Source organism: Microcystis sp. LE19-84.1B (genome assembly GCF_027531875.1).
Taxonomy (GTDB): Bacteria; Cyanobacteriota; Cyanobacteriia; order Cyanobacteriales; family Microcystaceae; genus Microcystis; species Microcystis panniformis.
The window spans coordinates 1-4,519 of record NZ_JAPZSR010000353.1 but is presented as its reverse complement, the minus strand read 5'-3'; the positions used below and the strand labels follow the sequence as shown (position 1 = coordinate 4,519).

Below are 4,519 nucleotides of genomic sequence, written 5' to 3'. Positions count from 1 at the left end.
ATGATTGAATGAGCGACTATGATTGGGTTGTTTTTAGACAATCCAATGTCTAAACTATGATGAGAATGATTGAATGAGCGACTATGATTGGGTTGTTTTTAGACAATCCAATGTCTAAACTATGATTGAGAATGATTGAATAATGGACTATGATTGGGTTATCCTTTGTCCTTGATAATCACGAATATTTATTGTATCATATTATATCATTATATCATATGGTCATTCTCTCGAAAAAAAATCACAGTCCATCACATAATCACATCAATCACAGTACAGACAATGAATGAACAACGCGCCAAAGCTTATGTTAATTTAATTGAACAGGCGATCGCTTGTACTAATAATGAGGAACTCAATAATATTCTGCAAGCTAATATGGAATTGATTGACCCTCAATTTTTGCAGGTGATGGAAAACTATGCAACAGGGTTAAAATAATAAGGATACAATAATAACCATGCAGATTGATTTAACACAAAACTTTGGGCAATATCTCAACCCTCAAGCGAGAAATATAGAAGAATATGAGGTGTTTTTAACTGTTGGGGACATTGACAACAGGCTAAGGTGTTGTTAGTATGTCCAACATGAAGGCTACCGCGATCATTTGTCGTTGCGTCATCTTGGCCCCAGACGCATTCGCAGAAGTCACTGTCTGGCCTGTTCCCCAACCAGTTCTGCCATCGGAGCATCCTTACGTCATATACTTAGAATTAGGATAAGAAATTGTTTAGAGAGTGATCCAAAACTTTAAAGATAAAGAAGCTCAAAAAGTTTTTGAACGTAAACATTCGCGTAAATTGCCATTAGATATCCAACAAGTGGCATTGCGAAAATTGCGGATGCTTAATCGTGCGGAAACCCTGCAAGATCTTCGTGTCCCACCAGCAAATCGATTGGAACGTCTGGTTGGTGATAGGGAAGGTCAATATAGCATTTGGGTTAACGATCAATGGCGAATTTGCTTTGTCTGGCAAGACGGTGATGCTCTAGACGTAGAAATCGTTTATTATCATTGAGGTAAAATAATGAATGAAGATAAACTAATGCCAATTCATCCCGGTGAGGTTCTTTTAGAGGAATTTATCAAGCCAATGAACCTTAGTCAGAATCAAATAGCTCTGGCTCTTGGAGTTCCCGAACAATGTATTAACGAAATCGTTCACGGAAAGCGGTGTATCACGGCGGATATAGCTCTTCGGTTAGCTCGTTATTTTGATATGTCACCGCGATTTTGGCTGGGATTACAAATGGATTACGATCTGGACGTTGTTGAAGATGAAATAGGAGATCAATTGGCCAAAGAAGTTGCTGTAATGACAGTTATTTGTGCAGAAAAGTAATTTGTTTGATATGTTCTAAGGCAGAAACTTGGAATATATCAAACAAATTTGGCAGCAATCGCCCTTGACAATCACGAATATTCATTGTATCCAATTATATTATATGGTGATTCTCTAGAAAAAATCACAGTCCATCACATAATCACAAAAATCATAGTTAAGACAATGATGGTTTTCTGAAAACACAAATAACCTTGACGGAGGAATCAATGCTAGAAATCAGCAAAAACTATGTATTAGACAACAATCAAAAAACGATTGCCGTTCAGATTCCCATTGCTGAATTTGAAAAAATCGAAGAAATTCTTGAAGATTATGGACTTGCAAAATTGATTGAAGAAGTTGAAAATGATCCAACTCTTTCCAAAGAAGAAGCCTTAAAATACCTAGCATCAATCAACAATAACAATGTGGAAAGTTGAATATACAAAAAGATTTTTAAAAGAATTAGCTTCTTTACCTCAAGATATACAATCTAGTATTAGATTAATTGTTTTTCAGGAATTAGAAGTTGATAATCCTTATGAATTAGGGTATTTAAAGAAAATGAAAGGCTACAAAGATAAGTACAAAATTAGAATAGGAGATTATAGGGTTGGCTTAACCCTTGACAAAAAAAATCAAAAGATTATCTGTCAAAGAGTTGCCCATCGTCGAGAAATTTACAAAACCTTTCCTTAAGCAGTTCAGTATTTTTTGTCATAATTAGTAGAAAGATCGGGCGAACCTTGTCCACACCCAATAAAACCGCTTTCTTTCAGCACTTTAAGGGGATCTGAGTTACGCGGGTGTAGTTTGGTATATTGTTGCTCAATAACTTGATTGAGCAGGGTAGTGATATCCTGATCGCTATGTTGTTGGATGTAGGCGAGTTTTTCCCTTTGTTCTTGGCTAAGATGAATGGTGATGTCCATAGTCTTTCTCCTTAATAATGTCTAAACTATGATTAGAATGATTGAATGATGGACTATGATTAGGTTATCTTTGACAATCATGAGTGTTTATTATATTATATTATACGGTTGGTATATCGAAAAAAAATCACAGTCCATCACATAATCACATCAATCACAGTACAGACAATGAATGAACAACGCGCCCAAGCATATATTAATTTAATAGAACAGTTGCTCGCTTGTGCTGATGATGAGGAACTCAATAATATTCTGCAAGCAAATCAGGAATTGATTGATCCCCAATTTTTACAGGTGATGGAAAACTATGCAACAAGCTTAGAAGAACAAGGATATAATAATCCTGTTGCTTGGTTACGGAATATGGCGCAACAGTTGGGGCAGTTTCTCAACCATCGAGCGGGAAGTATAGAGGAATATCAGGGGTTTTTATCAGAAGTATTACGAGCAGAATATGAGAGTAATGATCCTGCGATGGTTTATCCTATCCTACAACGCCGTCAACATCTGTTAGATGATACTTTTGCCCAACTGTTGCAACAATACGCTAGAAATGTGTTTTCTCAAGAGAAGACAGAAAATGTGGCAGTTATTGCCAGGGTGATTCAAAATTTATGTGTTGATATTACACAGTTTCCCTTGAAAAGTCGGGCTAATAATCTGGAAATTGCTATTACAGGTTATCGGACCGTCTTAGAAGTATATACCCGTGATGCCTTTCCTGATGAATGGGCAATGACACAAAATAATCTGGGGAATGCTTATTTATATCGCATCAGAGGGGAAAGGGCGGATAACCTAGAGTTAGCGATTACAGCTTATAACCTATATTTAGAACTAAGAACCCGTAATAGCTTTCCTGAACAATGGGCAAGGACACAAAAGAATCTTGGGTTAGCTTATAGTGATCGCAATCGTATCAGAGGGGAAAGAGCAGATAATCTAGAGTTAGCTATTGTTGCTTATAAACTATCTTTAGAAGTTTATACCCGTGATAGTTTTCCTTATGAATGGGCAACGACACAAAATAATCTGGGGATAGCTTATAGTTATCGCATCAGAGGGGAAAGGGCAGATAATCTGGAGTTAGCTATTGTTGCTTACAAACTGTCTTTGGAAGTATATACCCGTGATGCTTTTCCTGAAGATCGGGCAAGGACACAAAATAATCTTGGGTTAGCTTATCTATATCGCATCAGAGAGGAAAGGGCAGATAATCTAGAGTTAGCTATTGTTGCTTATAACCTGTCTTTAGAAGTTTATACCCGTGATGCCTTTCCTTATGAATGGGCAGGGACACAAAATAATCTGGGAATAGCTTATAGTAATCGCATCAGAGGAGAAAAGATAAATAATCTAGAGTCGGCGATAGCGGCTTATCATTTGTCTTTAGAAGTATATACCCGTGATGCTTTTCCTTATGAATGGGCAAAAACACAAAATAATCTAGGAGAAGCTTATCGAAATCGCATTCTTGGGGAAAGGGCAGATAATCTAGAGTTGGCTATTGTTGCTTACAAACTGTCTTTGGAAGTATATACCCGTGATGCTTTTCCTGAAGATCGGGCAAGGACACAAAATAATCTAGGAATCGCTTATAGTGATCGCATCAGAGAGGAAAGGGCTGATAATCTAGAGTTAGCTATCGCTGCTTTAAACCAGTCCTTAGAAGTATCTACTCGTGATGCCTTTCCTGAAGATTGGGCAAAGTCACAAAATAATCTGGGGAATGCTTATCGAGATCGCATTCTTGGGGAAAGGGCAGATAATCTAGAGTTAGCTATTACAGCTTACAACCTGTCTTTAGAAGTATATACCCCCACTGCTTTTCCTCTAAACTGTTTAGCCACAGGAGCAAACTTAGGACATACTGCTAACTTTATCAAAGACTGGGAAACCGCCATCAAAGGCTACAATTTAGCGATCAAAGCAGTAGAAAATACTCGACTCGAAGCCTCAAACCCCCAACGACAACAAGAAATTCTCTCCGATGCAATGGATGTTTATCATGGCATAGTTCAATCCTATCTCAACCTCAATCAAAAAGATTGCGCCTTAGAATACGTTGAACGCAGCAAAACCCGCTATCTAGTCCAATTGCTTACGGATCGAGATATCTGGCTCTTCCGAACTTGTCATGTAAAATTAAAGAAAAAACAGACAATTATTGCTGACCAATAAAACAATAATTTATCTTTAAAAGCTGACTATGCTTGCAATACAGCAATTTATTGGTTAAAATATAGACAGCCAAGACCA

7 protein-coding genes are annotated in these 4,519 nt (G+C 37.3%); 6 read left to right on the top strand and 1 reads right to left on the bottom strand.

The genetic code is table 11. From position 1 onward, the window contains the following. The first annotated feature begins 282 nt into the window (after positions 1–282). From O9324_RS20040 to O9324_RS20020, 5 genes are all read left to right on the top strand, one after another. Positions 283–441, top strand: coding sequence for a hypothetical protein (locus O9324_RS20040; RefSeq protein WP_288141126.1), 159 nt, complete (start codon positions 283–285; stop codon positions 439–441). Between the two features lie 299 nt (positions 442–740). Beyond that, positions 741–1,022, top strand: a complete 282-nt coding sequence (locus tag O9324_RS20035; RefSeq protein WP_288141125.1) for a type II toxin-antitoxin system RelE/ParE family toxin — start codon at positions 741–743, stop codon at positions 1,020–1,022. Positions 1,023–1,031: 9 nt separating this feature from the next. Further along, positions 1,032–1,346 carry a HigA family addiction module antitoxin gene (locus O9324_RS20030; protein ID WP_190358823.1) on the top strand — a complete coding sequence of 105 codons (315 nt, stop codon included), beginning with the start codon at positions 1,032–1,034 and terminating at the stop codon, positions 1,344–1,346. A gap of 209 nt (positions 1,347–1,555) precedes the next feature. After that, positions 1,556–1,768 carry a RelB antitoxin-like protein gene (locus O9324_RS20025; RefSeq protein WP_002786278.1) on the top strand — a complete coding sequence of 71 codons (213 nt, stop codon included), beginning with the start codon at positions 1,556–1,558 and terminating at the stop codon, positions 1,766–1,768. Then, positions 1,755–2,027 carry a type II toxin-antitoxin system RelE family toxin gene (locus O9324_RS20020; protein ID WP_052277432.1) on the top strand — a complete coding sequence of 91 codons (273 nt, stop codon included), beginning with the start codon at positions 1,755–1,757 and terminating at the stop codon, positions 2,025–2,027. The genes O9324_RS20025 and O9324_RS20020 overlap by 14 nt, the downstream gene beginning before the upstream one ends. Before the next feature lie 5 nt (positions 2,028–2,032). Here the strand turns inward: O9324_RS20020 and O9324_RS20015 are convergent, their stop codons facing one another. Continuing rightward, positions 2,033–2,260: a hypothetical protein gene (locus O9324_RS20015; protein ID WP_288141124.1), complete on the bottom strand. Its 228-nt coding sequence runs from the start codon at positions 2,258–2,260 to the stop codon at positions 2,033–2,035. A 168-nt stretch (positions 2,261–2,428) separates the two neighbouring features. Between O9324_RS20015 and O9324_RS20010 the strand changes: the two genes are divergently transcribed. Continuing rightward, a complete protein-coding gene (locus O9324_RS20010) occupies positions 2,429–4,441 on the top strand; it encodes a tetratricopeptide repeat protein (protein ID WP_288141123.1) in 2,013 nt (670 codons plus the stop codon). Positions 4,442–4,519: the final 78 nt, after the last annotated feature.